General features: G+C 49.3%; 26 protein-coding genes and 1 riboswitch. Of the genes, 7 read left to right on the plus strand and 19 right to left on the minus strand.

The features are described from left to right. A partial coding sequence (locus QQK89_RS18875) for a hypothetical protein (protein WP_284240211.1) occupies window positions 1–297 on the plus strand: 297 nt, incomplete at its 5' end. 24 nt (window positions 298–321) lie between these two features. Further along, entirely contained in the window at window positions 322–1,113 is a 792-nt protein-coding gene (locus QQK89_RS18880) for a carboxypeptidase-like regulatory domain-containing protein (RefSeq protein WP_349816736.1), read from the plus strand. 324 nt (window positions 1,114–1,437) lie between these two features. On the opposite strand, the gene queF is transcribed toward QQK89_RS18880, so the two are convergent. The 5 genes from queF to QQK89_RS18905 form a co-directional block, all read right to left on the minus strand. Next, the gene (queF, locus tag QQK89_RS18885; protein ID WP_284240212.1) at window positions 1,438–1,935 is read right to left on the minus strand and encodes a preQ(1) synthase; all 498 of its coding nucleotides are present in this window, start codon (window positions 1,933–1,935) and stop codon (window positions 1,438–1,440) included. 22 nt (window positions 1,936–1,957) lie between these two features. Continuing rightward, window positions 1,958–2,686, minus strand: coding sequence for a 7-carboxy-7-deazaguanine synthase QueE (gene queE / locus QQK89_RS18890; RefSeq protein ID WP_284240213.1), 729 nt, complete (start codon window positions 2,684–2,686; stop codon window positions 1,958–1,960). Next, entirely contained in the window at window positions 2,679–3,122 is a 444-nt protein-coding gene (gene queD / locus QQK89_RS18895) for a 6-carboxytetrahydropterin synthase QueD (protein WP_284240214.1), read from the minus strand. The genes queE and queD overlap by 8 nt, the downstream gene beginning before the upstream one ends. Beyond that, entirely contained in the window at window positions 3,119–3,784 is a 666-nt protein-coding gene (queC, locus tag QQK89_RS18900) for a 7-cyano-7-deazaguanine synthase QueC (RefSeq protein WP_284240215.1), read from the minus strand. The genes queD and queC overlap by 4 nt, the downstream gene beginning before the upstream one ends. A 92-nt stretch (window positions 3,785–3,876) precedes the next feature. After that, window positions 3,877–3,920, minus strand: a riboswitch (PreQ1 riboswitch). 78 nt (window positions 3,921–3,998) lie between these two features. Continuing rightward, window positions 3,999–4,676 (minus strand): sulfite oxidase-like oxidoreductase, encoded by a 678-nt coding sequence (locus QQK89_RS18905; RefSeq protein ID WP_284240216.1) that lies wholly within the window; start codon window positions 4,674–4,676, stop codon window positions 3,999–4,001. A gap of 191 nt (window positions 4,677–4,867) precedes the next feature. On the opposite strand from QQK89_RS18905, the gene QQK89_RS18910 reads away from it, so the two are divergent. From QQK89_RS18910 to QQK89_RS18925, 4 genes are all read left to right on the plus strand, one after another. Beyond that, a complete protein-coding gene (locus tag QQK89_RS18910) occupies window positions 4,868–6,232 on the plus strand; it encodes a hypothetical protein (RefSeq protein WP_434481728.1) in 1,365 nt (454 codons plus the stop codon). A 335-nt stretch (window positions 6,233–6,567) separates the two neighbouring features. Beyond that, window positions 6,568–7,545, plus strand: a complete 978-nt coding sequence (locus tag QQK89_RS18915) for an ABC transporter ATP-binding protein (RefSeq protein WP_284240218.1) — start codon at window positions 6,568–6,570, stop codon at window positions 7,543–7,545. Continuing rightward, window positions 7,542–8,345, plus strand: coding sequence for an ABC transporter permease (locus QQK89_RS18920; protein ID WP_284240219.1), 804 nt, complete (start codon window positions 7,542–7,544; stop codon window positions 8,343–8,345). Before QQK89_RS18915 ends, QQK89_RS18920 begins: the two co-directional genes overlap by 4 nt. Before the next feature lie 6 nt (window positions 8,346–8,351). Beyond that, window positions 8,352–9,134 (plus strand): ABC transporter permease, encoded by a 783-nt coding sequence (locus QQK89_RS18925; protein ID WP_284240220.1) that lies wholly within the window; start codon window positions 8,352–8,354, stop codon window positions 9,132–9,134. A 47-nt stretch (window positions 9,135–9,181) separates the two neighbouring features. Here the strand turns inward: QQK89_RS18925 and QQK89_RS18930 are convergent, their stop codons facing one another. From QQK89_RS18930 to QQK89_RS18990, 13 genes are all read right to left on the minus strand, one after another. After that, window positions 9,182–9,646: a MarR family winged helix-turn-helix transcriptional regulator gene (locus tag QQK89_RS18930; protein ID WP_284240221.1), complete on the minus strand. Its 465-nt coding sequence runs from the start codon at window positions 9,644–9,646 to the stop codon at window positions 9,182–9,184. Window positions 9,647–9,717: 71 nt separating this feature from the next. Continuing rightward, the gene (locus QQK89_RS18935; RefSeq protein ID WP_284240222.1) at window positions 9,718–10,584 is read right to left on the minus strand and encodes an urease accessory protein UreD; all 867 of its coding nucleotides are present in this window, start codon (window positions 10,582–10,584) and stop codon (window positions 9,718–9,720) included. Window position 10,585: 1 nt separating this feature from the next. Further along, window positions 10,586–11,299, minus strand: a complete 714-nt coding sequence (gene ureG, locus QQK89_RS18940) for an urease accessory protein UreG (RefSeq protein ID WP_284240223.1) — start codon at window positions 11,297–11,299, stop codon at window positions 10,586–10,588. Between the two features lie 31 nt (window positions 11,300–11,330). Then, entirely contained in the window at window positions 11,331–12,023 is a 693-nt protein-coding gene (locus tag QQK89_RS18945) for an urease accessory protein UreF (RefSeq protein ID WP_284240224.1), read from the minus strand. A gap of 17 nt (window positions 12,024–12,040) precedes the next feature. Next, a complete protein-coding gene (gene ureC / locus QQK89_RS18950) occupies window positions 12,041–13,753 on the minus strand; it encodes an urease subunit alpha (RefSeq protein WP_284240225.1) in 1,713 nt (570 codons plus the stop codon). Continuing rightward, complete coding sequence (locus QQK89_RS18955) at window positions 13,750–14,118, minus strand: urease subunit beta (protein ID WP_284240226.1); 369 nt, start codon at window positions 14,116–14,118, stop codon at window positions 13,750–13,752. Before QQK89_RS18955 ends, ureC begins: the two co-directional genes overlap by 4 nt. A gap of 31 nt (window positions 14,119–14,149) precedes the next feature. Further along, window positions 14,150–14,455: an urease subunit gamma gene (locus QQK89_RS18960; RefSeq protein WP_284240227.1), complete on the minus strand. Its 306-nt coding sequence runs from the start codon at window positions 14,453–14,455 to the stop codon at window positions 14,150–14,152. 254 nt (window positions 14,456–14,709) lie between these two features. Continuing rightward, window positions 14,710–15,726, minus strand: coding sequence for a galactose/methyl galactoside ABC transporter permease MglC (gene mglC, locus QQK89_RS18965; protein ID WP_284240228.1), 1,017 nt, complete (start codon window positions 15,724–15,726; stop codon window positions 14,710–14,712). Between the two features lie 30 nt (window positions 15,727–15,756). Further along, the gene (locus QQK89_RS18970) at window positions 15,757–17,274 is read right to left on the minus strand and encodes a sugar ABC transporter ATP-binding protein (RefSeq protein WP_284240229.1); all 1,518 of its coding nucleotides are present in this window, start codon (window positions 17,272–17,274) and stop codon (window positions 15,757–15,759) included. A 144-nt stretch (window positions 17,275–17,418) separates the two neighbouring features. Beyond that, window positions 17,419–18,435, minus strand: a complete 1,017-nt coding sequence (locus QQK89_RS18975; RefSeq protein WP_284240230.1) for a galactose ABC transporter substrate-binding protein — start codon at window positions 18,433–18,435, stop codon at window positions 17,419–17,421. A gap of 142 nt (window positions 18,436–18,577) precedes the next feature. Beyond that, window positions 18,578–19,561, minus strand: coding sequence for a substrate-binding domain-containing protein (locus QQK89_RS18980; protein ID WP_284240231.1), 984 nt, complete (start codon window positions 19,559–19,561; stop codon window positions 18,578–18,580). Then, window positions 19,558–21,312, minus strand: a complete 1,755-nt coding sequence (locus QQK89_RS18985) for a cache domain-containing sensor histidine kinase (RefSeq protein ID WP_284240232.1) — start codon at window positions 21,310–21,312, stop codon at window positions 19,558–19,560. The genes QQK89_RS18980 and QQK89_RS18985 overlap by 4 nt, the downstream gene beginning before the upstream one ends. Continuing rightward, complete coding sequence (locus QQK89_RS18990) at window positions 21,309–22,949, minus strand: response regulator (RefSeq protein WP_284240233.1); 1,641 nt, start codon at window positions 22,947–22,949, stop codon at window positions 21,309–21,311. Before QQK89_RS18990 ends, QQK89_RS18985 begins: the two co-directional genes overlap by 4 nt. 217 nt (window positions 22,950–23,166) lie before the next feature. On the opposite strand from QQK89_RS18990, the gene ilvD reads away from it, so the two are divergent. Continuing rightward, on the plus strand, window positions 23,167–24,852 hold the full coding sequence (gene ilvD, locus QQK89_RS18995) for a dihydroxy-acid dehydratase (protein ID WP_284240234.1): 1,686 nt from the start codon (window positions 23,167–23,169) through the stop codon (window positions 24,850–24,852). 394 nt (window positions 24,853–25,246) lie between these two features. Here the strand turns inward: ilvD and QQK89_RS19000 are convergent, their stop codons facing one another. Then, window positions 25,247–26,653: a YkoP family protein gene (locus tag QQK89_RS19000; protein WP_284240235.1), complete on the minus strand. Its 1,407-nt coding sequence runs from the start codon at window positions 26,651–26,653 to the stop codon at window positions 25,247–25,249. Window positions 26,654–26,706 lie beyond the last annotated feature (53 nt).

Genomic DNA, 26,706 nt, shown 5'->3' on the forward strand with positions numbered 1-26,706 from the left:
AGTTTCGCTCGTTGTTCAGTTTTCAAAGAACAATTTTTTTCAACAACGCGGTATATCATATCACGTCGTCGTTTTCAGTGTCAAGCTTTATTTTTCATCAATTTCAATTTCTATCAATCAATGCTATTCAGCTTGTCGTCCCAACCGCTTGTCTCTCGCGGCCGGAATAAGAATATACCATGGATTCAAAGAGCAATGCAAGCTTTTTTTAAAACTTTTTCTTGCTACAGTTACATAACGGTAGTTCCTCTATTAGAAAAACTGAAACCGGCGCAAAAAAACGCAGCAGCTAATTAAGGAGCTGACCCTGCCCTAATCCAGATAAAAACGGCCGTAGGCGGCACGGTAACGACACCAGGCAAACAGCCGCTGCCGAACACTTCTGTTACCATTGTTGATTCCAATGGAGTTATTGGAGGGAACGGAATTACCGACAGCAACGGGGAATATATCGTACCAAGCCTTCCATCCGGGGAACAAACGATTGTCGCCAGCCACGCAGGGGCCGGCACTTCGACAACCCTCATACCGGAGCAAATCGGCCAGACGCAAACCGCAAATGTAACGATCGCCTCCACGGGTCAATCTTTTCCGATTAGCGGAACCGTCACCAGCAATATCGATACGGCGCCTATTCCGGGCAGTGTTGTCCATGTTCTCGATGCTTCTACAAAAGTATTCTTGCAAACGGCCGTTACGGATCTCAACGGCAATTATATAACCGATCCCGTAGTACCCGGCACTTATACGGTTACGGCTTCCGCCCCCTCTTATGGTTCAGCGGCGCGATCTCTGACAACTAACGCGACTGCTTCCTCAAGAGCGGATCTTACGCTTAGCGTTGAATTCGGAACGCTGCGCGGAACGATAAGAGACACATCCGGCAACCCGCTGGACATGGCTCTCGCCGAGATTGTAACAACGAACCGCGAGCTGGTTCGTCAAATCATCAGCAACAGCAACGGTCAATATGCTTTTACCAATATTGCAGCTGGGTTGCCAACCGCCGAATTCTCCTTCCCCGGCAAACAAACCGCCCTACGGATGCCTACTATCGTTGACGGTCAAACCACGATTCTGGATATTGTCTTGCTTGACGAAGAAGAGGAATAATTCCTTACAATCCGCTTTAGCGATTCCTACACCAGGTTAACGGTGGGTAAAGCAAAAAAAGGACCACGATATGACTCGTAGTCCTTCTGCCGCCCACCTCAAAAAATCGATAGAGGTGGGCTTACTTATGAGGGGAATGTATCGATAGAGGAGATGTATCTCCTGTAGGAGCGGAGCGTCCGCCTTTGCCACATGTGAAATCTCGTCTGCAACGAGTAAATTAAAAATTTCACATTGGCAACCGCGGCCGAAAGGAGATACATTTCCTCATGAGATACCTATCCCCTCTCCAAACGCTCCATTCTTGAGATTTTCCCATCCCGACTATCGATTGTCCACTTTCTCCGGATACATATCGTGATTAAACAGCCGTTGCTCGGCCATTTGCTCGAATTTCGTACCCGGCTTGCCGTAGTTGCAATACGGATCGATCGAGATGCCGCCGCGCGGCGTGAACTTGCCCCATACTTCGATGTAGCGAGGCTGCATCAGCTCGATTAGATCATTCATGATGATGTTCATGCAGTCCTCATGGAAATCGCCATGGTTGCGGAAGCTGAACAGATAGAGCTTGAGCGACTTGCTCTCTACCATTTTCACATCCGGGATGTAGGAAATGTAGATCGTTGCAAAATCCGGCTGGCCTGTCATGGGGCACAGACTCGTAAACTCCGGACAATTAAACTTGACGAAATAATCCCGGTAAGGGTGTTTATTATCAAATGATTCGAGTACGGCAGGCGAATATTCCATCGGGTAACGTGTACCTTGATTGCCAAGCAGGCTAATTCCTTGCAATTCCTCTTCTTTTCTTCCAGACATCTTGCTAGTCTCTCCTTCCGGTTTAAACCCCGCGTTTATTGCCCCATACAAGGGCATGCAGCTGCGGCAGAACTCTTACATTATTCATATCAATACGCGTCATCACTTGATCAATTAACCATTCATAACGTTCAATCAGCTTCGCTGCCAATTTCCCGTTGTTTCCCTCAATCAAATCGTCATTACCGGTCTGCACAAAAAACGGCACATCCGCATAACGATTATGCACCTCGGCCGCATAAGCCAAATCCTGCTCGTCAAACACAACAACCTTCAAGCTAAACGGATTATGGCCGCCGGCTAGCTTAGCCACAATCTCATCAAGCACTTCCCAATTGGTCGTCATACCGGAGCTTGGCGGCTTAGGCGACAAAGTCAGCTCATCTATATCGAGAAGCCAATCCTGCCAGCGGCTGCCTTGCGTCTCCACGGCAACGCGAATTCCGTCGCTATGAAGAACGTTAATAAGCTCATCCGCATTTTTCAGCAGTGCCGGATTGCCGCCCGATAAGGTGACATGAGAAAAAGCATGACCGCCAAGCTCCCGAAGCTCAGCCACAACCTCTTCGGCGGTCAGCATCCGTATATCGTCTTTCCCCGTTCCGTCCCAAGTGAAGGCGGAGTCGCACCACGAGCAGGAGTAATCACAACCAGCCGTACGGACGAACATCGTTTTCTGCCCAATGACCATTCCTTCGCCTTGTACGGTTGGTCCAAAAATCTCCATGACCGGAATACGTTTCTCAGCCATTGCGAGCGACCTTCTTCGGGCGGTAAATGCAATAGCTGGTTGGCGTTTCCCTTAAGAAGACCTGAACGCAGGTCGCCTTATTAGGAGTTTCATCCAGAAATGATTGTACAATCTCGTAAATCGTGCGGGCGACAACCTCTGTTGTGGGGAAACGGTTCGGGTCGTTATTGTCAAACACATCTACGTGATCATTCAAATACGTATGGTCAAAACGGTTATGAATCAGCTTCTTCACCGCTGCAAAATTCACTAGAAAACCTGACGTATCCAGCTCATCGCCTGCAATCGTCACGTTGGCAAAATACGTATGCCCATGCACGCGCGCGCAATGGCCCGCTTCCTCGGAAGGAATGGAATGCGCCGCCGCAAACTGCATATCTTTGTTTAATTCATATTGAAAAGGATGCTGGACGCTTGGATAAATTTGCTGAATCATTCCGCATGGCCCCCTTCTTTGGTCGCCAAATACCGGTTCAGCCCCTGGCTCCGCAGCTTGCAGGCCGGGCATTGTCCGCAGCCGTCCGCAATCACTCCGTTATAGCAAGTTAGCGTCTTGGTCCGCACGTAATCAAAAGCGCCAAGCTGGTCAGCCAGCTCCCATGTCTCGGCTTTGTCCAGCCACATAAGAGGCGTTTCGATAACAAAAGGATAATCCATCGACAGATTAAGCGTTACATTAAGCGATTTGATAAAGATATCCCGGCAATCCGGATAACCGCTGAAATCCGTTTCGCACACGCCGGTTACAATCGTTCTTGCTCCGATCTGCTTGGCTAGCACTCCCGCAAAGGACAGGAACAATAAGTTTCGTCCGTCTACAAAAGTAGTCGGAAGGCCGCCTTCTTGCTCTTCGATCTCAATATCGGACCGTGTCAGCGCGTTAGGCGCCAGCTGGCCCAGCAGCGACATATCAAGCACATGATGCCGCACGCCAAGATCGGCGGCGATCTGCGAAGCGCATTCCAGCTCGAGCGCATGGCGCTGCCCGTAGTTGAAAGTGACCGCTTCCACCTCTTCATATCGATTCAGTGCCCAGAACAGACAAGTCGTGCTGTCTTGACCGCCGCTGAATACGACAACTGCTTTTCCTTTTTTCATTTCTCTTCTCCTCCCATAGATGAGGAGAGACCCTTCGAACAACACCCTGTACATCTGTCTCAAAACGAAAAAAATGGAATCAGAATAGATTCCAGTTCTTAGTTTTTTATAGAGGGAGTTCGCGAACCTCTCCTGAAGCCTTACGCTTCAGCATTTATTCGAATGTACCTTACGTACTATACCATATCTCTAGTTATCCGGCTATATGCCACCCTTAATCGAAATCTTTATGATGCCACTCGTCTTCCGGAAGACCAAGATCCTCGCCGGAGAAACGTTGCTCGCGGAACGGATCGGCATAATTATGGAAGCCGTTTCTTTCCCAGAAGCCCGGACGGTCTTCTCTCATAAATTCAATGCCTCTAATCCACTTCGCGCTCTTCCAGAAATACAGATGCGGGACCAGCAAACGAAGCGGCCAGCCATGTTTGGCATTTAACGGTTCACCGTCGAAGCTATGCGCAAGCAAGATATTATCATGCAGCAGATCTTCAAGCGGCAGATTCGTCTCATAGTCTTGATCGGCGTGAATCATTACATATTTAGCATCAGAGTTTACGTTTATCAACTTCAATAAATCCGTGAAACGTACGCCTTCCCACTCGGTATCGAGCTTCGACCAGCGGGTAACGCAATGGATGTCGTTCTTCTGTTTAATCTGAGGAAGAGACATAAGCTGCTCATATGTAAAACTCAATTCCTCATCTACCTCGCCAAAAACGCGCAAGGTCCATTGCGCCATATCGTACTCCGGCACTTCCCCTTCATGCAGGATCGGAAAACGGTCCGTTGTTGTTTGTCCAGGCGGCACCCGATGCGCCAGTTCTGGGGCTACATTCGCCTTAAGCGCAGGGGCTTTTTTCAAACGTTCTGCTTTCTTGCTCGTATTCATGTCGTCCCTTGCCTCCTAAAATCTTGCATCACATGCATAAGCTTAACTTCTTCTATTCTACTATAGCTTATAAAACATGGCTTGTGTCGTTAAACTATTGACACCATTTTGTAACAATGATAATATTTCCATACAATTCCGAGTGGATTAATAGTAATAATTTTTATTCCTAACTAATGGAGGTATTAATGATGAAATTGCGTTCCAAATGGTTCCTTTCCGGAACTCTCGCCGTATCCCTTCTATTCTCTGCCGCATTGCCATTGTCCGCCGCAGGAGCAGTACCCGCTCAAACTACGTCGGTCCAGCAGTCCGCTTCGGCAGAATATGAACTGTTCTTGCAAGAAAAGTACGGCATAACCTTCGAGAACGGAACCGTTACCAAAGGTCAATTCCTTCAGCAAGTCGCTAAAGTATTGAATCTTCAGGCAAGCGATGCCAAACCGGCATTTAGCGATCTAAATGTTTCCAGTCCTTATTATTCTTCCGCGGCCGCATTATATGAGCACGGAATTATTACTTCATTAAAAGTCGACGCCGACAAGCCGCTTCAAGCATCCGGCGCATTGTATATTGCCGTGAAGGCTGCCGGGTTAACCGAGCTTGCCCATACATACCCGCAAGGCAAAACAACAGCCGCGCTGAAACAAATCGGCTACTCTTCAACTGGCCTGAACTTATCTGCTGCGCAAGAGCTGGCAACCGCCGTTGACACCGGGCTTATCCCGACTTCTTACTACAAGGAAATCAAAGGAAAATCCGCCTCGCCGGATCTGGCTGAAGCTCTTCTCGTACAAATTCTTTCTATTAAAGGAGAGTACAAGCATTATATCGGTTATACGTCCGATGCCGATATTTACGGCAAGCTCGCCGATGCTTACAACACCTCCGATCTTATTCAAGCTCCGGAGCTCCAAACCGTCGTTGATACTGCTCTGAAGCAAAATCTGGTCACCGGCTATAATCTGAAAGATAACCGGTTTGACGCCAACTTCGTCGAGTCGTTGTCCCTCACTTACGGCCATGACAATTTGAAGCATGCCGTTCAACTCATTGGCCTGCTCCGGAGCGAAGGGATCCGCGCCAAAGTCCAGCTCGAGCCAAAGACATCCGCCTTTATTTATTTGAAGGAATGGGGCGAGCCGGTTCAAACGGACAACTATAAAGTCGTCCAAATTGATAACGGCAATTATATTGCTTACGCAAAGGAATACGATTTGAAATTCGAGTTTGCGAGCGCGGCTGACAAATCCCGCTTCCAGCCGGTTATTTTGCAATATGCGAAGAAGAACAGCGAAGACCAGACCGGACTCATCGCAAGCTCCTGGTGGCAACCGCTTTATTATTCCTTGACTGCACTAAATGACTATATCCAGATTACGAATAACAAAATTACGGGAGACGGACATTTCTACGCGCAATCCTTCTCGCTGAACGAACCGTCTGCAGCTATTGCAGAAGGATTCAAAAAGCTCGGCACCGGACTTAACATCCAGTCTTATCCGATCTGGGTCGACAAACCATTCTTCAATTACTTGAATGGCGAATCGTTATAGATTCCAAACAAATAGTTCAAATGAGAAAGAGACCGTGCAGATCTGATCTGTACGGTCTCTTTCATTATCTAAAGGCAATAAAAAAGCCCTGCATTTGCTCAAGGCAACATGCAAGGCGTTATGTACGATTTAATAACTCATTACAATTCTAATAAATAAGAAGAAAGTGTATCTTCCCTAAAAAAGATTAAAAACTATTTTGGCCAATTCATAGATATCCTCGATCTCTATAATAGTATTATAACTTGGATTTTATTATAAGTCTATACTTTTTTGGCGAATACCGGTATATTTTTTTCCTGCACTATAAATCAACGGTAAGGAGGCTTAACTCAATGATTAAGCTGCATGGCATCAATAAATCCTTTAAGGTCGCACGGCGGACTGCCGGAATCGGGCAAGCGGTCAAAGCTTTGTTCGCGCGCGAGCATACTATTGTGGAGGCGCTTCACAATATCTCATTCGATATTTCCCCCGGCGAGATCGTCGGTTATATCGGACCAAACGGAGCAGGCAAATCAACGACGATAAAAGTGATGAGCGGCATTCTCGTGCCGGATAGCGGATCCTGCCGGATACTCGGCTACACGCCATGGCAGGACCGTACGGAATACGTCCGGAATATCGGCGTGGTATTTGGTCAACGGACTCAGTTGTGGTGGGATGTCCCCGTCATTGATTCGTTTGGGCTGCTGCGCGATATTTACAACATCCCACCCGTAGTATACCGGGAAAACCTAGCTTTGCTTACTGAATCACTTGCTCTGGGCGACATCCTTCAAACGCCTGTACGGCAACTAAGCCTCGGCCAACGCATGCGATGCGAGATCGCCGCGTCTCTCCTGCATAACCCAAAGATTCTATTCCTTGACGAACCAACGATTGGACTTGATGCAAGCAGCAAAATCGCCGTCCGCCAGTTTATTAAGACGATCAATAAGGAACGCGGCGTCACCGTTATTCTAACAACGCACGATATGAACGATATTGAAGCGTTGGCCGACCGGATTCTGATGATTGGCAAAGGAACTCTCCTGTATGACGGATCGCTAGCCCATCTGCGCAGCCGGTTTGGATCAAATCGGATTATCACCCTCGACTACCGCGAGCATGCCAAGCCGATCGAGATCGAAGGAACCAACTGCTTGTCCTGGTCTCCGGAACGCGCCGTTTACAGCGTCGATATCGACACGGTCCCTGTCGCCAGCATCATCGCCAAATTATCGGAGCAGATCGAGCTTCTGGATATCGGCATCGAAACGACGCCTATGGAAGAGCTTATTCTGGAGCTTTATAAGGAGCATCAGATATGAATGCCTATATTTCCGTTTGGAAGTTGCGATTCCTAAGCGGCCTTCAATATCGGGCTGCCGCGCTGGCCGGTCTAGCCACCCAATTATTTTTTGGCCTTATATTCATCATGGTGTACGTCGCTTTCTACCAGCATAGCACCGCCGAGCCGCAAATGACCTTAAGCCAACTGGCTACGTACATATGGCTGCAGCAAATCTTCCTCTCCTTCGTTATGCTCTGGTTCAGGGACAACGAGATTTTCCAGCTTATTACGAGCGGCAACATTGCCTATGAACTTTGCAGGCCATGCGGCATTTACTCCTTCTGGTATGCCAAACTTCTTGCGCAGCGGTTATCAAGCGCGATTCTCCGCTGCCTGCCGATTCTTCTCATTGCCTTCTTGCTGCCGATCCCGTATAACTTGTCCTTGCCTCCTTCGGCAAGCAGCTTTATACCGTTTGTCCTGACGCTGTTAATCGGGCTCGCTCTAAATGTAGCCATCTCCATGTTTATTTATATTTCCGTCTTCTGGACGATGTCTCCCGTCGGGTCGACTTTGGTTATAGCCGTCACCGGAGAATTCCTGTCAGGGATGATCATTCCAATCCCTCTAATGTCGGCGTGGCTCCAGCATTTCACTTACGTATTGCCATTCCGCTGGACGGCCGATTTCCCTTTTCGCGTCTATTCCGGGCAAATCCCGCCGGCAGAAGCCTTGCAAGGAATGATCATTCAACTCCTATGGCTTGCTGTCCTTATTATAGTAGGCCGGTGGTGTATCAAGCGCGCACTTCGGCAAGTTGTTGTACAAGGAGGTTAACGACCAATGTATCTCTATCTGAAATATGTAGCGATATTATTCAAATCCCAGACGCAATACCGGCTATCTTTCTGGCTCTTGGCCATTGGGCAGGCCCTCACCCCGCTAACCGTATTCGCCGGACTTTATTTCATGTTCGCGCAATTCGGCCAGGTAAAAGGCTGGAGTTTCTACGAAGCCGCGTTATGTTACGCAATAGTTGGCCTTAGCTTTGCGCTAGCCGAAACATTCGCCCGCGGGTTCGACATGTTCTCCACGTTAGTGGCAAGCGGCGATTTCGACCGTCTGCTCGTACGCCCGAGAAGCACGGTGTTGCAGGTGCTTGGCTCCCGCTTCGAATTCGCAAGGCTCGGTCGTATGCTTCAGAGCTTGATCATCTTACTATGGTCTTTAAATAAACTTCCGCTTACGCTTACGGCACCTAAGTTACTGACCCTCATTCTAATGATTGTATGCGGCACGCTCATTTTCGCCGGAATATTTATCGCCACTGCCTCGTTTAGCTTCTGGACCATTCAAGGGCTGGAGGTAGCCAATGTCTTCACCGACGGCGGACGCGAAATGGCGAAATACCCGTTATCGATCTATGAGAAATGGGTTGCGGTCTTCTTCACCTACATCATCCCGCTTGGATGCGTCAATTATTTGCCTTTACTCTATATATTGGGGCGCACAGACGGTCATGAAATCTTGTATATGCTCTCGCCTCTGGCAGGAATCGTGTTTATCATCCCCTGTTTGCTGCTCTGGAAGATCGGCGTCCGTCATTACTGCTCAACAGGTTCATAATCCGACAAAAAAAAAGATCTGCCCCAGTAAGGGCAGATCTTTCGCTATTAAGATTCTTCTGGCGTTTCGTTCTTCTGATCGAGATTATCGGACATCCGGATAAAAATATCGGTTGCCTTCTCAATATCGTCAATCTCAAAGCCATCATATAACTTAAACATAATGCGTTCGCGCATTTCCATAATAAAATCAACCAGCTTGCGGCCTTCGTCGGTTACGCTAAGCATCACGATCCGACGATCAAATTCGCTTCGCGAACGTTCCACGTAGCCAAGGTCTATCAGCCGGTCGGATATACCCGTCACCGCACCGCTTGTAATACGAAGCCACTCCGCCATGGCCGAAGCCTTCTGCGGTCCATGCTCGGCGAGAATAATGACCATCTTGCCTTCCGTCATGCCAAGGCCGTGAGCATTAAAGCGGTTGTATTCCGCATTGATCAATCTGCGGAGTTTACGGAAAACGTCATCCAGCTCTCTTAGTTTCTGAAGCTTATCCTGATCCAGGTCCATCTATTCACCCTCGCTAATACATTCATATCTATAAATATACCGTTTTTTGAACGTACAGCCAAGTCCAGTGTTCAAGAATACATGAAATATACAGATTCTTTACGAAGCACGATATTTCTTGCATGATTCCACAAATAACGCATGGCCTCCTGAAGCGGCCATGCCGCGGTGGAGGCCGCGACCGCTACCAGTCCATAACGCTCGGTTTCGGAGATGCCAACTACAACCTGATGATCACCGGTGGCAGGCAAATCGTCGACAAGCTGTTTGATCAACCCGATCTGGGAAGACGTTAATTGATCGGTGAACAAGCAAAAGCTCGCCATATGCGTCATTTCTCCCCAGCATCCGGGAGCCGCAAGCTGATGTTGGCCGGGCACAACCCGCTGCCGCTGGGCAAAAATCAGCTCATCCCCATAGTAGACGGACAGGCTGCTGCGAAGTTCAGCATATTGAAACTGTTCGTTGCGAAGCGTACGTCCCGGGCATATTACTTCCGCCTGCATCCATACTGAGCCTGGTCCGAGATGGACACTGGTTGTGCTATGAAGCTTGGCGTCTTTATAGAGCATAACCGGTTCAGGCATGTGCTCAATGATCGCATTATCACCTAACCGGAAAGTCTGGCTGATCGAGGATCCCATTGCCTCTTCGCTCGTCGAGCTGGGATGAACTTTCATATAAGACTGGTTTGTAATATAGGCATGCGAGAACTCCCTCGCCTGCCAGTCCAGCTCATAACAGTCTCCTTCCAGGAGCCCGGGAGAGGCATCCATGACGATGACGGCGAGCTGATCTTTTAGCGGGAAGCTTTTTGCGATTTTGATGGGCGAGGTGTGATACTTATCGGTTAGCCTGGTTGCACCGTCGGCATAAAGAAAGGAAGCGCGCAGTACAGATGTCCGCACCGCGCGCTTTTCGGTTGAGTTTGTCGTCATTCTAGTGCTTATGCGGCATCGAACCAAGCTGCACAATATGAGTATGCGCTTCGCCCCTCGCATGCGCAAATTCATGCTCTAGCCAGCCGACAATTTCAGCTACCCCTTCGCCCCCAAACATGTTGGAGAAAACAAATGGACGATCGCCGCGCATCCGCTTCGAATCCGCATCCATAACTTCCAGACTTGCTCCTACATAAGGCGCAAGGTCGATCTTGTTAATGACGAGCAAATCCGAGCGCATGATACCGGGACCGCCTTTGCGCGGGATCTTCTCTCCTTGAGCCACGTCAATGATATAGATAAAGAGATCCACCAGCTCCGGACTAAAGGCCGCAGCCAGATTATCGCCGCCGCTCTCAATAAAGATCAGATCCAGCTTCTCGAAGCGGCGCTGCAGCTCCTCAATCGCTTCGAAGTTCATCGACGCATCTTCCCGGATCGCCGTATGCGGGCAACCGCCAGTCTCCACCCCAAGGATCCGGTCTTCCGGAAGCACACCCGTGTTAAACAAGATCCGGGCATCTTCCTTCGTGTAGATGTCGTTAGTAATAACGGCCAGACTATATTTATCCTTGAGCTCCCGCGACAAACGCTCTACCAGGGCTGTTTTGCCCGAACCTACCGGTCCTCCAATTCCAATTCGGATGGGACGCGTCGCGTCGATCACCGGCTTTTCCCACTCTTTATGCGTATGTCCTTGTCCTTGGCACATATTTGTTCCTCCCCATTTGGTTTAACGTTGGTTAAGACATAAATAATCGAGAATATAGCTGCTCATGCCGGATCATCGCCAGCTCCGCCATCGGCATATTGGAGTAGGCTTCTTCCGGTTCCATGGACATGGCCAAACCAGTCGCTGCGTCCGTGAGCAGCGACAGCCTTGCGATAAGCGACTGCCCTTCCGTTTGTCCAATGGACATCAGCCTTAATGCACTGTTCACGCAAGTCACAATACAGGTATAGAAGTAACCTTGGACAGCCTGTTCCTCCGAGACGCCCAATTGCCAACAAATAAATCCGTGAACGAGCGGATGGGTAGCCCGGCACTGCCCCAGACGCAACGCTTCATTTAATAGCGTCCAATCAAGCTCAGGATGAATAGCCGTCGCGAGCTGCAACAGGCGTCGTCCCATCTTCTCGACTCCCGCTCTTGTCTCTACGGCAATGCGCTGCACATGGACAAGCCGCTCAATCGCAAACAATCTTCCCCATTCTTTCAGCGGAGCATCCCGGTATACGGCTCGAATAATCATCGCATCCGAGGTCGCCCAGCTTTGCATGAGCATAGCCGAAGCATATTCATACAGCTGTCTGCTATCCCGGATCCGCCCTTCCTGCACCATCGTCTCAAGACCAAAGGAATGGGAGAAGCCGCCGATCGGCAGAGCGGAATCCAATAACTGCTGCATCGCCAGCCAAGCCGCGGAATACCCCATCAGGAAACCGCTCCTTCCTAGAACAAAAAGTAACGCTGCGCCATCGGAAGCGTCTCAGCCGGTTCGCAGGTGACGTGTTCTCCGTCGACGGTAACTTTGTAAGTCTCCGGATCTACTTCGATAACCGGCGTCGCATCGTTGTGGATCATATCTTTTTTCGTTACCGATCGGCAGCCTTTCACCGGTTCCACCCGCTTCTGGAGTCCAAGCTGTTGGTCAATCCCCTTGTCAAACGCCGCCTGCGATACAAACGTAATTGAACTTTTATATACCGCTTTGCCAAAGGAGGCAAACATCGGACGTCCAAATACGGGTTGCGGAGTTGGGATCGAAGCGTTCGGATCCCCCATCTGAGCGTAGGCAATGCTGCCGCCTTTCAGCACCATGTCAGGCTTCACGCCAAAAAACATGGGCTGCCAGACTGCCAGATCGGCGAACTTGCCAACCTCCACAGAACCTACCAGATGGGAGATGCCATGGGTGATAGCAGGATTGATGGTATATTTCGCCACATAACGTTTAATGCGGAAATTATCGCTTACCGTATCCGGGGAGAGCGGCCCGCGTTCCCGTTTCATTTTGTCAGCGGTCTGCCACGTACGGATGATAACTTCCCCAACTCTGCCCATCGCCTGGGAATCGGAGCTGATCATGCTAAAGACGCCCATATCGTGCAAAATATCTTCCGCCGCTATCGTCTCGGGACGAATCCGGGAATCCGCAAAGGCAACATCCTCCGGAATTCGGCTGTCCAAATGATGACATACCATAAGCATATCAAGATGCTCTTCAATCGTATTGACGGTAAAAGGCCGGGTTGGATTGGTGGAGGAAGGAAGTACATTAATCTCGCCCGCTGCCACAATAATATCCGGCGCATGACCGCCTCCGGCACCTTCCGTATGGTAAGTATGTATGGTCCGCCCACCGATTGCCTTCAGCGTATCTTCCACAAAACCGGCTTCATTCAGCGTATCCGTGTGAATCGCAACTTGAATGTCATGCTGGTCCGCGGCTCGCAGGCAAGCATCAATGGCAGCGGGCGTTGTCCCCCAGTCTTCGTGAAGCTTCAGTCCAATTGCTCCCGCTTCAATCTGTTCAATCAGAGGTTCCATAAAGGAAGCATTGCCCTTGCCCGTAAAACCGAGATTCATCGGAAAATGCTCGGCTGCCTCCAGCATCCGGCTCATATGCCAGACACCTGGCGTTACCGTCGTAGCATTGGTTCCGGTTGCAGGCCCGGTACCGCCTCCAATCATCGTTGTGACGCCGGAAGAAAGAGCCGTCTCGATCTGCTGCGGACATATGAAATGGATATGGGCATCAACGCCTCCGGTCGTAATGATCTTCCCTTCGCCGGCAATGACCTCGGTACTCGCACCGGCCACCATGCCAGGCGTTACGCCGTCCATAATATCCGGATTGCCGGCTTTGCCGATCCCTACAATAAAGCCGTCTTTAATCCCGATATCCGCTTTCACGATTCCCCAATGATCAATAATGACGGCATTTGTTATCAGAGTGTCGAGAACCCCTTCATCGCGCAGGGCACCGCTGGATTGTCCCATCCCGTCACGGATGACTTTGCCGCCGCCAAACTTGCATTCATCGCCATAAACGGTAAAGTCCTTCTCGATCTCGGCCCATAGCTCGGTATCCGCCAGCCTAACCGCATCTCCCGTCGTAGGTCCAAACATCGCCGCGTAACTATGTCTGTCGATGACGCTCATTCGCCTTCCCCTTTCCATGAAAGGAGCCGATTGCGGACTTCTTCCGGCATCGCGCCCGCTTCCGCCTTTCCTTGCGATAATCCGTTTAATCCGTATGACAGCTTGGCGCCTCCAAGCTCAACGAGCGTAACGGGCTTCTCCTCCCCGGGCTCGAACCTTACGGCCGTTCCTGCCGGAATATGCAACCTCATGCCAAAAGCCGCTTCGCGGTCAAACGATAATGCCCGGTTTACTTCGAAAAAATGAAAATGAGAGCCAACCTGAACGGGACGGTCGCCCGTGTTCACGACAACCGCTTTCACCGTCCGGCGTCCGGCATTTAATACGATGGAGCCCGGGGTAATCCGGTATTCTCCTGGAATCATACCGCGTTCCTCCTTAGCAGCAATCTATCGCCTAGCTGGAGATGGGATGGTGGATCGTAACGAGCTTTGTGCCATCCGGAAAAGTCGCCTCCACCTGGACTTCGTGAATCATCTCCGGAATTCCGCCCATTACGTCCTGGCGCGTCAGCACCTTTGTGCCGTATTCCATCAATTGCGCAACCGACATGCCGTCTCTTGCGCCTTCCATAATCTCGGAAGTGATAAGCGCCACGCTTTCCGGATAGTTCAGCTTTACTCCGCGCTTCATCCGCCTTCTAGCCAAATCCGCTGCTATCGTGATCATTAGTTTCTCTTTCTCGCGTTCCGTTAATTGCATGCGGGCCACCTCTCCCAAAGTGTATTAGTTTCATTATAGACAGCCGTTTGTCTGAAGTAAATGAATTTATGTTAGGTAATATGACACAAAATAATTGATTTTGTTGTGACTCTCAACAAATCCGATTTAATCAATCTATTCGATGTTAGATAAAATGTCGTCAAATGACGTAATTTGTCTAAAAAGAAAAATACCCGCAGGAGCACGCTATTTCAAGCGTACCTCTGCGGGTATCGTTTCTTAAGCAGCAAAGACTATTTCTTCGCTACATATTTACGGATGTCGAATGCTACCGCAACGACGATAATTGCACCTTTGATAATCAGCTGCCAGTAAGGGCTGACGCCGATGTAAGTAAGACCGTAGTTGATTACGGTAAAGATCAATACGCCTGCAACTACGCCTTTTACGCGGCCCACGCCGCCTGTTGTCGATACGCCGCCGACTACGCAGGCTGCGATCGCATCAAGCTCGTACATGTTGCCATAGTTGTTTGTCGCGCCGCCCGTACGAGCTGCTTCGAGAACGCCAGCCAGACCGTACAAAGCGCCAGCGATACCATAGATCCACATTAGGCATTTCGCTACATTAATACCGGATACGTGAGCAGCTTGAATGTTGCCGCCGATCGCGTACATGTTTTTGCCAAGCGTTGTTTTGTTGAATACAACCCATACGATGAACGCAACGAAGATTGCGATCAATACGATGTAAGGCAGAGACCACTCACCGCTGCCGATGGAACCGATACCGAGCTCGGAGAAGTCTTTGCGAAGACCGCCGATTGGCTGCGATTGGTTAGGGGGCATATCGAAGTACAGGGAGTTGGCACCGTATACGGCAACCATTGTACCAAGCGTTGCGATAAACGGCGGAACGTTAAACCTGGAGACGATAATACCGTTGATCAAGCCCACAATGAGACCTACAACGATCGCAATGGCGATCGGAAGAATCAATGGGAGATGCGGCAGATCGGGGAAAAACTTATTCGCGTAATCCGAGCTTTGCAGCATCGACGCGGATACAACCGCCGTCAGACCAACTACGCGGCCGGCCGACAAGTCGGTACCGGCAGTAATCAGAATAAACGCCGCGCCAAGCGCGATGATAAGACGCGTCGACGATTGAATCAGCATATCACGGAATGTTGTAACGGACAGGAAGTTCGTATCCATTACTGTAATAGCAGCGATAAGCAAGATCAGAACGATCCAGATCGCGTTTTGTGAGAACATACTTCTTGCTCTTGAACCTTTTGTAGCTTCCATGGGTGTTAATCCTCCTTCAAATCCTCATCACTAGCCCGTCTGTGCGGCCAGTCTCATAATGCTTTGTTCTGTCGCATCTTTGCCATCGAGAATACCGGTTGCGCGTCCCTCGGACATCACCATAATCCGGTCCGACATTCCAATAAGCTCCGGCATTTCAGACGAAATCATAATGATGCTTTTTCCTTGCTTCGCAAGATCGATAATGATCTGGTAAATCTCATATTTTGCGCCGATGTCGATACCGCGAGTCGGCTCGTCCAGCAGCAGAATATCCGGATCCGTCAGCAGCCAGCGCGCAAGAAGCACCTTCTGCTGGTTACCGCCCGACAGGTTGCGGATCAGCTGATTAACCGAAGGCGTCTTCGTTCTGAACTTCTCAACGCCTTTTTTCGCTTCGACGCGCATCTTCGATTCGTTCAAGAGACCAAACGGTCCTTTGTACAAGCCAAGATTTGCGATTGCCGTGTTTTCCGTAATGTTAAGTACCGGGAAAATACCCGTAACACGCCGTTCCTCTGTCAAAAGCGCGATTTTTTGCTTCTTCGCGTCAATCGGGGATTTAATCGTTACTTGCTTGCCGTCTTTATAGATGGCACCGGATTTCACCGAACGAAGACCAAACAGGGCTTCGATCAATTCCGTGCGCTGCGCGCCAACAAGGCCGCCTACGCCTAGAATCTCGCCTTTGCGAAGTTCGAAGGAAACGTCTTTAAAGGATTTAGGATTGATGGAAGTTAAGCCTTCTACCTTCATCATCACGTCTCCGGGCACGTTTGTACGTTCAGGGAAACGATCGGACAAATCGCGGCCAACCATACGCTGAATGATCATGTCGATCGTCAGGTCTTTGGATTCCCAAGTGCCGATGTATTTGCCATCGCGCATGATGGTTACGTCGTCGGAGATACGTAGAATCTCTTCCATTTTGTGCGAAATATAGATAATGGCTACGCCGCGTGCACGCAGCTTATTAATAATCGCGAACAATTGCTCAACTTCGTTGCCCGTCAGGGAGGAAGTCGGCTCGTCCATTACGATAACTCTCGAATTGAACGACACGGCTTTCGCAATCTCAAGCGATTGAATTTTGGACACCGACAATTCGCCGACCAGTTGGTTCGGATCAATGTCCATGTTCAAATCTTCAAACAATGCGACAGTGTCTTTGTACATCTTTTTATGGTCAATAAACCGAAACGGCTTGATGCCGGTCATCGGAAATCTGCCAAGCCAAATGTTCTCCATTACGCTGCGCTGAGGCACCGGATGAAGCTCCTGGTGAATCATCGATACGCCGCTTGTAAGGGCGTCTTTCGAACTTTTAATATCCGCTTTCTGTCCATCAAGAAAAACCTCGCCCGCATCCGGGTGATAAATACCAAACAAGCATTTCATCAGTGTCGATTTGCCTGCACCGTTCTCGCCCATCAAGGCATGAACCGTACCCGGCCGAACTTTCAACGTTACGTTATCAAGTGCTTTAACGCCAGGGAAAGTCTTCGTAATATTGTTCATCTCAAGCAAATAAGGATGCTGCTCTGCCATTAATATAGCCTCCTTTAATCCGGCTCCCATCCAAGAAGCAAGGTACAAAAAAACAGGGGGCGACGGAAGTGCGAATGTCGCTCCCTGTTTTCGTATCATTATTTTTTATTTTGTCTGTTGCGTTTTTATTGCTTTAAAACAAACTTACTTAGCCGACTCTTGAGTCACCTTTTGGTAAGGAATCCAAACGTACTTGCCGTCCGTGATGTCATAACCAGTGTTTTCTTTTGTAGGAGTCTCGCCTGCAGCAAGAACTTTCATCAGCATAACCGTAGCTTTACCTTGGTTGTCCGCATCGTTCAGAACGGTACCAAGCATCGTGCCGTCTTTCAGAGCTTGCATAGCAGGGTCAGTTGCGTCAACGCCTACAACCGGCATTTTCTTGTCGCCTTTGAAGTAGCCGGCAGCTTTCAGAGCTTCGATCGCGCCGAGTGCCATGTCATCGTTGTTTGCAAGTACTGCTTCGATCTTGTCGCCATGGGAACCAAGGAAGGCTGCCATTTTTTCTTGACCTTTAACGCGGTCCCACATTGCCGTATCTTCAGCCAGCTTTTGAACTTTGATGCCAGCGTCTTCGATTGCTTGAATGGAGAACTTCGTGCGAAGCTCAGCGTCTTGGTGACCAGGCTCGCCTTTCAGCATTACGTATTGCAGTACGCCGTCGCCGTTTTTGTCCGCTTCAGGATGCGATTTCCAGTAGTCTGCTACGATCTCGCCTTCCATTGTGCCGGATTCTTCTGCTTTCGCGCCTACGAAGAACGCTTTGTCCCATTTCGCAAGGTCGTCAGCCAGTGGCTCGCGGTTGATGAATACAACCGGAATGTCGGCTTTTTGCGCTTTGTCGATGATAACGCCAGCTGCCGTACGGTCAACCGGGTTAATCGCCATAGCTTTTACTTTTTTCGTAATAAACAAGTCAACTTTATCGTTTTGCGTCGGTTGGGAGTTTTGGCTGTCAACGATATCAACCTTAACGTTGCCTTCAGCCGCTTTCGTAATCGAGTTCCGCACGCCGCTCATAAACGTGTCGTCGAATTTGTAGATCGCAACGCCTGTTTTCGGAAGGCTTCCGCCGCCGGAACCGCCGTTATTATTGTTTCCGCAACCTGCTGCTGTAAGTAGTACTGCTCCTGCAACGAGAGCCACTGTCCATTTTTTCATCTCTGTAATACCCCCCGAGTGAATTAAGTAATGCGAGCTTGCTGTTATCGCTTGCTTGCTGCATCCTTATTATGTCGAAATTTGAAATGGATTCGAATCTAATATTCTCATCTTTTTTATTAATATTCTCATCAATTTCTTATTACTGAACGACGGGGAATAGCAATTTCTGATTATCCTTCCAAAACATGTTATTTCTGTCGATCAACTTCCGATTAATTTCGACACGAGCAGGGACTTTGTGCCCAAGCGCTGCTTCCATCGCATATTTGATCCCCAGATAACCCATGCTAAACGGGTTTTGCACGATCAGTTTCTGCAACTGATTGTCCTGCAGCATCTCGAGCAGCTCTTGCGAGCTGTCAAAGCCGATCAGCTTCACCCGGTCTGCCGCTTGCTCATCCTTTAATTGCATAGCCGCTCCAATGGAAGCTTCCGTATTTAAAGCGACGATTCCATTCAGCTGCCGCTTCCGCAATTCCTCTGCTACCGCTTCCTTGCAGCTGTTATGATCGCCTTCGCATGAAATCCGGTCAACCAAACGGATGCCGGGATATTGGACCAACGCATCCACAATGCCTTGCTCTCTGAGTTCGCCATTAATGCCGCCAGTCGAATGTTTGACAATAGCGATATCGCCTTTCCCTTCCAGCTGGCCAGCCAGCTCTTCAAGTGCTTGCTGGCCAGCCGCGTAATTATCCATGCCGATATAAGACTTTATTGTTCCGGAGGTCAATAAGCTGTCGATCGCAATGACGGGAATATGACGTTCCGCAGCCTCCTTCAAAAAAGGAGCAAACGTCTCGTCGCCGCTTGCCGCAAGCACGATTGCGTCGGGATTGGTCTCAAGCGACAGCATAGCCGCCTTCAGTTGCCCGTCCGCATCCGCTTCGTCATACGGCGTAGTCGTATACATCGTGATACCGAATTCTCTTACGGCCGCTTGCGTTCCCATCATGACATTTTGCCAATAGTCGCCTTCGTTGGATCGCAAAATCACTTGAATCGTAATATCCGACGGCTTCTGTTTCCTCTCCAGAAACCCGGGATTAAAAGCTGAGATCAGCAATACAAGGGAAGCGACAGCAAGCATAATGCTTATAATGATCCTTTGTCTCCTGTTCATGCTTCCTGCTCTCTCCCTTCCGCCTGGTCCATTCCTAGTGCCGGGAACCGTATCGTTACGGTTGTCCCTTCTTCAAGCTCGCTTTCGAAATGCAGGCCATAAGATTGACCGTAGAACAGGCGGATCCTCTCCTGTACGTTCATCACGCCAACGCCTGAACCTTTGGAGCTCGTAATTTGACCAGCCGTGACTTGCGCCAGCCGTTCTTCGGACATGCCAAGTCCGTTGTCCCCTACTACAATCACCACTTCATCGCCGTCCAGTCTAGCCTTTACCGTTATGCGCCCTTTGTCTACGGAAGGCTCTATGCCATGGACAAGCGCATTCTCAATAAGCGGCTGCACGATCAGCTTGAGCGTGGCAAAGTTCAGAACCTCCTCATCGGCTTCAATTGAGAAATCGAATTTATTTTTAAACCTCATTTGTTGAATAACCAAATAGTTGCGGGCATGCTCGAGCTCATCCGCGATAGCGATGACGCTTTTCCCTTTGCCTAGGCTGATTCTGAATAGCTTGGACAACGAAGTAATCATCGTGGTCACTTCTTCGTTTTTATTCATGCCAACCATCCGGACTACCGAGTTCAGCGTATTGTACAGAAAATGCGGGTTGATTTGCGCTTGCAATGCCTCAAGCTCGTACGTCCGTTTGCTCTCCTGCTCCGTAACAATTTGCCGCATGAGCTTCTTAATCGTTGTGATCATCATATTGAAGCGATCAGCCAAATGCCTGACTTCCAAAGGACCTTCACTTATAACCGTCTGTTCAAAATTGCCATTCTCCACGTTCTTCATGGACAACTCCAGCTGCTTGATCGGTCTCGAAATACGGCGGGACACGATGCTCGAGAGCAGCACCACAATTAGAATCAACGCAAGAAGGAGCTGGAACATGGATCTGTTCAGCTCCGAGATGGAGGTCATCGCTTCATTCCGATAGGACACCCCTACGACCTTCCAGCCTACATTGCCTATCGTTTGCACGCTGATGATCTTGGTATCGTCCGAGGTTTTATCAATGAAGCTCCCATAAGTATGTTTGAGGGCCAGTTCGACATTCTCTTCCTTAAGTCCCGCGTAAATAAGCTGCAATTGCGGGTGATACACGATGTTGCCGGCAGACTCGTCCAGGATATAGACATAACCCTTCTCGCCAAGACTTACCCGGTCGGATAATTCATCAATCGTGTTGAAGTTGACGTCTAGAAGCAATACCCCTTGTATCGGCTTGCCGTTATGAATGATCGTAATGCTTTTGCTTAGAGAAACGACCCATCTGAACTGCTCCGTGTACAGGTTCTGCACATGGGGCAGCGATATGGACAAATGGTTCGGGGTATCCAGCGCGCTTTGGAACCAGCTTTCGGAGGTGACGTCGAGTGCTTTCTTCATTGCTACATCGGGCAAATCCGTAACAAGTTGACCTTTATCATCAAATAATGCCAGCGATACCGTATCCGCGCGGGTCGACATCATAGTCGCCAGCTGGCGCTTAAGCATTTCGGAATCTACATCGCCGCTTTGCGTTATAGTATGGTACATCATGTTGAACAGATCCGATGTCGCCTGCACGTTGTTCTCCAGGCTATAGCTGACTTGATCGACGATTTGCTGGGAATTGCGGAATGCGTTTTCCTCGGCCGTTGTGGCAAACCGGCTGTATAACACCGTACTTACAACAATGATGATGACAACCGAGAACACAATTAAAGAGACGGACAATATATATTGAATGCTTCTGCCTCGCATCATTTGGACGTCTCCGTTAAGCCACTGCGGTATTCCTTCGCCGATACGCCAGCGTACTTCTTAAAACACAAACTGAAATAATTCGGATCGGCGAAACCAACCTTCTCCGCGATTTCGAACGTCTTCAGCTCGGATGTGCGCAAATACTCCTTCGCAGCTTCCATGCGGAGTTGCAGCAGATAAGCGCCGTACGTCATCTTGACTTCCTTCTTGAACAAGCTGCTGAAATAACCCGTGCTGATATGAAGATGCGCGCACACAAGAGCGATTGACATCTCCCGGTCTCCAAAAGAGCTTTTCGTATATTGAATAGCTTCCTCTACAATATGCTTGTACGAATGTTGCCTCCGGCTCGCAATCCGGCTCCGCACTTTCCCGCATAGATCGGCGAACCACGCTTTGGTCTCGTGCAACGTATTTAGCTTCTGGAATTGATCCAATATTCCGCTTGCGAAGATTGGACCGCTTCCGTCGTCGATCATCTTCGACAGCTTGATAATAGCCGTCACCATCTCCAGCAAATAATGCTCGAAGTCATGAACCGGCGCTTGCACGCGGGCGATATCCTCGAACAGCTCATCAATAACTTGCGTAAGTTCTTGCTCAGTCCCCACTTTAATGGAGCGAACCAGGTCCTGCTCCTTCCACTCGTCGAAGACGAGCTTTTCCTGCACCCGGTCTTCCATATCGTCAATGCAAATAATTTGATTGATGCCAAGAATTCTCCGGTAATCGAGCGCCACTTCCGCCGCTTCGTACGAATATTTCAAGCTTCGGATATCATGCGTAAACGTCCCTACCCCAATCATGACCGGCAGCTTCAGAAACTTGTCTATGCTTTGCAAAATTTCCTTAAGGGCGTCTTGGGTAGCTTCCATTACATCGTCTACTTGGCCGTCGGGGCTTACCGTAAACAAAACAACCTGGTCTTGGTGGATAAACACCTTCCCAAGCTTATGCCTGGTCCATATTTCGCTCGCAATGTTGCTGATCGAGAACAACTTCAGGTCAAGGTCCTTAATAGAAGATACGGTATGGAGAGCATCCAACTCCTCCTCCGGCTTGTCCGAATGAAGAACGGAAATGACGGAAACGACGTATCCTTCTCCGCCTAACTCCATACCGTATTTCTCCGCTTTCTCGCGAATAGTCGCAAGCGACTGATGCCGCGTTATTAAGGAAGACAAAAACTTTTCTCTTACGATGGGCAACGTCATCCGGTAATGCTCCCTCAGCAGCTCCACGTTATTTCGCATTTCTCTTTCTTCATCCATGCGCCGCTTCACCTGAAGAACCGTCTCCGTCAATTGGCTTCCCGAGAAAGGCTTCAGCAAGTAGTTTTCTACCTGCAGATTGATCGCCTGTTTGGCATATTCGAATTCGTCATGTCCGGTCAATATAACGACGCGGGTGATCGGATACATTTTTTTCACCCAATCGGACAGCTCGAGGCCGTTCATAAAGGGCATGCTAATATCGGTAATGAGCACATCGGGCTCCATTTTTTCTACAAGTTCCATCGCTTCTTTGCCGTTACCGGCCGTCTTCACTTCGGAAAAGCCGCAGCTTTGCCAATCGATCTCCATCATCAGACCTTCCGTAACTTCCGGTTCATCGTCGACGAGCAGCAATTTATACATGATGTCTTTCCTCCTTCATCAACCGCAGTACTCATTTTGCCACAAATAAAAAGACGGTAACAGAAATTTGTCGAAAAATGCGGTCAGTTACCCATAATACGCCTTTTTTGCGCTGTTTTTCAAGCATTTTGCAGGAGTTACCGCCTCCTAGCCGTATAGCCAACAGTTGTCCGATATGTTAAACTCAAAGGTATGACATTACATGGGAGGGACTAGCATGGCGCCTAAGAAAATGAGATCCGACATGATTAAAAAAGGATTTGACCGTGCACCTCACCGCAGTCTTCTGCGGGCAGCAGGTGTTAAGGAAGAAGATTTCGGTAAACCGTTTATCGCGGTTTGCAACTCTTATATCGATATTATTCCAGGTCATGTCCATTTGCAGGAGTTCGGCAAGCTGGTTAAAGAAGCAATCCGCGAAGCAGGCGGCGTGCCGTTCGAGTTCAACACAATTGGCGTAGACGACGGGATCGCGATGGGTCACATCGGGATGCGTTACTCCCTTGCTAGCCGCGAGATCATTGCGGACTCCATAGAAACAGTAGTTAACGCACACTGGTTCGACGGTATGGTCTGCATTCCTAACTGCGACAAAATTACGCCTGGCATGATGATGGGTGCCCTTCGTGTTAACATCCCAACCATGCTCGTAAGCGGCGGACCAATGAAAGCCGGCAGAACATCCGACGGCCGTGCAATCTCCCTGACTAGCGTATTTGAAGGCGTAGGCCAGTATATCGCTGGCACAATTGATGAAGTAGGTCTTACTGAGTTGGAACAATTCGGTTGTCCGACTTGCGGATCTTGCTCCGGTATGTTTACGGCAAACTCGATGAACTGTCTGGCAGAAGGTCTTGGCCTTGCAATGCCAGGTAACGGTACAATCCTTGCCGTATCGCCTGAGCGCAAAGAGTTCGTTAAAGAATCGGCTCGCCAGCTGATGAAACTGATCGAACTTGGCATCAAACCACGCGATATCGTGACAAAAGAAACAATCGACAATGCATTTGCTCTTGATATGGCTTTGGGCGGTTCAACAAATACCGTTCTTCATACGCTTGCTATTGCGCATGAAGCTGGTATCGAATACCCAATCGAACGTATCAATGAAATCGCAGAACGCGTTCCGCATCTTGCGAAAATCGCTCCGGCATCCGATTACCACATCGAAGATGTTCATGTTGCAGGCGGCGTAAGTGCCGTTATTAATGAGCTTCTCAAAAAAGATGGCGCAATGGATGGCTCGCGTATAACGGTTACCGGTAAAACGCTTCGCGAGAATGTTGAAGGCTGCGAAATCCTGGATACGGATGTGCTCCGTACTATCGACAACCCGCATAGCGAACGCGGCGGTCTGGCTGTATTGTTCGGCAACCTGGCTCCAGGCGGCTCTATCGTTAAAGTCGGCGCTATCGACAAAGTGGTTGGCGGCTACCATAAAGGACCTGCTATTTGCTTCGATTCCCAAGATGATGCTCTTGCAGGCATCTCGAGCGGCAAAGTAAAAGAGGGCCATGTTGTCGTTATCCGCTACGAAGGTCCTAAAGGCGGTCCTGGTATGCCAGAGATGCTTGCTCCAACTTCGCAAATCGTTGGTATGGGACTTGGCACAAAAGTCGGCCTCATCACTGACGGACGTTTCTCGGGCGCATCCCGCGGGATCAGTATCGGTCACGTATCTCCGGAAGCGGCTGAAGGCGGCCCAATCGCCTTCGTTCAAGACGGCGACATCATCGAGCTGGATATGAACAACCGTGGAATTACCCTGATGATCAGCGACGAAGAAATGGAAAAACGCCGCGCCGCATGGCCTGGCTTCGAACCAAAAATCAAACGCGGCTACTTGGCTCGTTACTCGCATCTCGTTACGAATGCTAGTATGGGCGGGGTAATGAAGATGTAGTTTGCGGATTGAAGATTGAAGCAGCTCCTTTGGGGGCTGCTTTTTTATGTGGGATGTTATGATAATCAGCGTTCCGCAGAAGACTATCTCTTCCGATCGCGGTTGGTTCCGGACTCCTCCGAATCAACTTTTGCAAAGTTGGAATCCGGTAACCAAAGGCGAACGTTTCACTTCTCCAGAGATAGTCTTCTGCTCCACTGGAGCATAACGACCAAAATCCAGCTGCCCCCTTCCCGCTGCAGACTTCATCTGCAAACGGGAAGAGGCGAGTGGTGTGTGACTGTTAGTGGGCCACAGTCACACTTGGTAAAGAAAAAAGCACAAACCTTAACACAAACAAAAATACAAACACAAAAAACGCCGATCATCCAAATGGACGATCGGCGTTGTTTCTCTATACAATGGATGGATTGCTGTCTAATTCGCCAGCATCCGGGGTCTCTAGGGAAGGAGCTGATTTGGCAGCTGCTACTTCCTGATGCAACTTAGCGGACGACTTATTGGAAGAGACGTGAACGCCGTTTGCCGCGAACGAGAGAATTTGTTCAATCGGCATCAATAACATATGCGGGAGAATCGAGTCGCGTTTTGCTTTTCCTCTCGCATTACGCTGCTTTGGAGTTAGTACGCTCGTTAGAACTTTTAAGTAAATACGCGTTGAGCGGGCAAACAATCCGTCAGGCAGCGGCTCTACCTGGAACCCTAACCGGTCGGCACCGCGGTGAATCATCGTCACCCCGTATAAGGCACGCACGCCAGCTACCTCCGGATCATCCGCCAGCGTTCTTGCCAATGCCGGCAGGGCTTGATCCATCTCGCGCAGCAGACGGATTCCCGTCGCTAAAGGCGATGATGACTGCAAGGCAATCGTAGACAACATCTTGTTGTCGAAATGCAGCTCTACAATTTTGTCTCCGCTTTTCAAATCCCCGTTATCCGCAAGCTTGATCGAATTCCCGTGGTATTTAATGACCCGGTAATGGAAAGGAGTATGTTCCCCCTCGACATGTTTAAGACGGAACACAACATGAAATGCTTTTTCGTATAGAAGCCATGCTCCAACCATCGCCTTTTTGGCTATCGACCGTTTTGGCGTTTTCTCTGTCAATTTAATCATCTCCGCTATGCCGACAAAACGAAAACCTCGTTTTGTCGCTTCTTCCAAATACGCTTCGAGCGCAATCAGCATATTTGCCGGTGCGGTTGGATCCGCGCCTGGCGTACGGCCGCAATCATGAAGGAGCAACACTTCGCCGGGCCGCATTTTTTGCATCATTTTCTGCTTCAAACGCTCGGCACCAAGCTTTGCGTTCCAATCGCCAAAAATCGCCGACCACAAAATAATTTGCAATCTGTCCCGCTTGGCAATATCGAACATATTAATGATTCCCCAAGGGGGCCGATAAAAAGCGGAACGGATTCCGGTTGCCTCCCGTATAACGTCTGAGGTAAGTTCGATTTGATTTCTAACCGTCTTAGGCCTCATAAACCAGTTGGTCTTATGAACATAATTATGAATGCCAATAACATGACCTTCGTCCTGCATTCTCCGCAGCAATTCAGGATGTTTCTCCGCATGCGAGCCTACAACAAAAAATGTAGCTTTCGCTTGATAACGGGCAAGCAGATCCAATAGCTGCGGCGTATACTCGGGGTCCGGACCGTCATCGAAGGTAAGTGCGATCTCGCTTGCGACACGGCCTCTCTTGAATACTCGAAACCCGAATACACGGCTTATTAGCGCAGGAATAAAAGCATACAAGGACAAGAAGTAGAATGCCCAAAGCAGCAGTTGTAACATTTTGTATTCCCCACCGTTTATGAAAGTTATAAACACGATACCTTTAATTGTAC

Origin of the sequence: Paenibacillus glycanilyticus (assembly GCF_030161375.1) — a bacterium.
GTDB classification, from domain to species: Bacteria; Bacillota; Bacilli; order Paenibacillales; family Paenibacillaceae; genus Pristimantibacillus; species Pristimantibacillus glycanilyticus_B.

What these genes read in the sequence shown, in the direction of transcription:
- QQK89_RS18920 (WP_284240219.1), top strand. Translation starts at nt 7,542, where the DNA reads ATGAATGCCTATATTTCCGTTTGGAAGTTGCGATTCCTAAGCGGCCTT.
- queD (WP_284240214.1), bottom strand. Translation starts at nt 3,122, where the DNA reads ATGATTCAGCAAATTTATCCAAGCGTCCAGCATCCTTTTCAATATGAA.
- QQK89_RS18935 (WP_284240222.1), bottom strand. Translation starts at nt 10,584, where the DNA reads ATGACGACAAACTCAACCGAAAAGCGCGCGGTGCGGACATCTGTACTG.
- queC (WP_284240215.1), bottom strand. Translation starts at nt 3,784, where the DNA reads ATGAAAAAAGGAAAAGCAGTTGTCGTATTCAGCGGCGGTCAAGACAGC.
- QQK89_RS18970 (WP_284240229.1), bottom strand. Translation starts at nt 17,274, where the DNA reads ATGGCAGAGCAGCATCCTTATTTGCTTGAGATGAACAATATTACGAAG.
- QQK89_RS19000 (WP_284240235.1), bottom strand. Translation starts at nt 26,653, where the DNA reads ATGTTACAACTGCTGCTTTGGGCATTCTACTTCTTGTCCTTGTATGCT.
- QQK89_RS18975 (WP_284240230.1), bottom strand. Translation starts at nt 18,435, where the DNA reads ATGAAAAAATGGACAGTGGCTCTCGTTGCAGGAGCAGTACTACTTACA.
- mglC (WP_284240228.1), bottom strand. Translation starts at nt 15,726, where the DNA reads ATGGAAGCTACAAAAGGTTCAAGAGCAAGAAGTATGTTCTCACAAAAC.
- QQK89_RS18985 (WP_284240232.1), bottom strand. Translation starts at nt 21,312, where the DNA reads ATGATGCGAGGCAGAAGCATTCAATATATATTGTCCGTCTCTTTAATT.
- QQK89_RS18980 (WP_284240231.1), bottom strand. Translation starts at nt 19,561, where the DNA reads ATGAACAGGAGACAAAGGATCATTATAAGCATTATGCTTGCTGTCGCT.
- ilvD (WP_284240234.1), top strand. Translation starts at nt 23,167, where the DNA reads ATGGCGCCTAAGAAAATGAGATCCGACATGATTAAAAAAGGATTTGAC.
- QQK89_RS18990 (WP_284240233.1), bottom strand. Translation starts at nt 22,949, where the DNA reads ATGTATAAATTGCTGCTCGTCGACGATGAACCGGAAGTTACGGAAGGT.
- QQK89_RS18915 (WP_284240218.1), top strand. Translation starts at nt 6,568, where the DNA reads ATGATTAAGCTGCATGGCATCAATAAATCCTTTAAGGTCGCACGGCGG.
- QQK89_RS18910 (WP_434481728.1), top strand. Translation starts at nt 4,868, where the DNA reads ATGAAATTGCGTTCCAAATGGTTCCTTTCCGGAACTCTCGCCGTATCC.
- queE (WP_284240213.1), bottom strand. Translation starts at nt 2,686, where the DNA reads ATGGCTGAGAAACGTATTCCGGTCATGGAGATTTTTGGACCAACCGTA.
- queF (WP_284240212.1), bottom strand. Translation starts at nt 1,935, where the DNA reads ATGTCTGGAAGAAAAGAAGAGGAATTGCAAGGAATTAGCCTGCTTGGC.
- QQK89_RS18930 (WP_284240221.1), bottom strand. Translation starts at nt 9,646, where the DNA reads ATGGACCTGGATCAGGATAAGCTTCAGAAACTAAGAGAGCTGGATGAC.
- QQK89_RS18925 (WP_284240220.1), top strand. Translation starts at nt 8,352, where the DNA reads ATGTATCTCTATCTGAAATATGTAGCGATATTATTCAAATCCCAGACG.
- ureC (WP_284240225.1), bottom strand. Translation starts at nt 13,753, where the DNA reads ATGAGCGTCATCGACAGACATAGTTACGCGGCGATGTTTGGACCTACG.
- ureG (WP_284240223.1), bottom strand. Translation starts at nt 11,299, where the DNA reads ATGTGCCAAGGACAAGGACATACGCATAAAGAGTGGGAAAAGCCGGTG.
- QQK89_RS18905 (WP_284240216.1), bottom strand. Translation starts at nt 4,676, where the DNA reads ATGAATACGAGCAAGAAAGCAGAACGTTTGAAAAAAGCCCCTGCGCTT.
- QQK89_RS18960 (WP_284240227.1), bottom strand. Translation starts at nt 14,455, where the DNA reads ATGCAATTAACGGAACGCGAGAAAGAGAAACTAATGATCACGATAGCA.
- QQK89_RS18945 (WP_284240224.1), bottom strand. Translation starts at nt 12,023, where the DNA reads ATGGGGTATTCCGCGGCTTGGCTGGCGATGCAGCAGTTATTGGATTCC.
- QQK89_RS18955 (WP_284240226.1), bottom strand. Translation starts at nt 14,118, where the DNA reads ATGATTCCAGGAGAATACCGGATTACCCCGGGCTCCATCGTATTAAAT.